Below are 877 nucleotides of genomic sequence, written 5' to 3' on the forward strand. Positions count from 1 at the left end.
CTGCACACGATTATTGATGAAAGCCTAATTGCCCATATTGCAATCACCAACGAGTCAGGGCCAGTGGTTATCCCTATGTTAGCTTGGCGCGTCGATGATTTTGTATACATCCACGGCGCAAATAACAGCCGACTGTTACGCTCCCTCAAACAAGGCCAACCGACATGTCTCACCTTCACCTTGTTTGATGGTTGGGTATTGGCGCGTTCCGCATTTCACCACAGCGCGCATTATCGCAGTGCGGTTGTGTTTGGTCAGTTTGAAACTGTTGAAGACAATCAGGAAAAAGATCGTTTACTGAATCACTTTCTCGAACAAATCGCGCCGGGAAGAACAGAGCATGTCCGTTTGAGTAACGAGAAAGAGCTCAGCGCCACCATGCTTCTGCGTATTTCTTTAGAGGAAGCATCGGTAAAAATCAGTCGTTTTGGTGTCAACGACGACGCTCAAGATATGGATATTCCGGTTTGGGCGGGGGTACTGCCATATCGAACCGTCGTGGGGCCTCTTGAACCATGTTCGGATTTGTATGAAGGCATCGAAGAACCCGATTACAGCAACGCCTATCCTAACCGCTGGTACGCTTCGGAGAAACTCAGCTAAGAGCTCCTGTTGCTAACGCTCTCACTTTTGCTAACGCTCTCAATAGCAACTTTCATCCAATCTCCTAAATCACCGCTGGTCCTGCCAGCGGTGCTCGTAACTTTGTATCCAAAGGCTTCAATTTCCCGTATAACAAACCATGAGCAATAGGAGAGAGTTATGTCGGGAAAGGAAAGAAACCTACCAACACACCGTATTTCTAGATTCAGCAAATTTGCCTCGCTTGCAACAAGAGTTGCGGGCAATGTTATTGCTGAAGGCACCAAGCAAATCG

At 47.7% G+C, this 877-nt stretch carries 1 protein-coding gene; it reads left to right on the forward strand.

Annotated elements, in window-relative coordinates; translation table 11 throughout:
- Window positions 1-603 (forward strand): pyridoxamine 5'-phosphate oxidase family protein (locus tag R7Q46_RS25815; RefSeq protein WP_318078035.1); only part of this gene is annotated, 603 nt, incomplete at its 5' end.
- Window positions 604-877 lie beyond the last annotated feature (274 nt).

The organism is Vibrio sp. 811 (assembly GCF_033339195.1).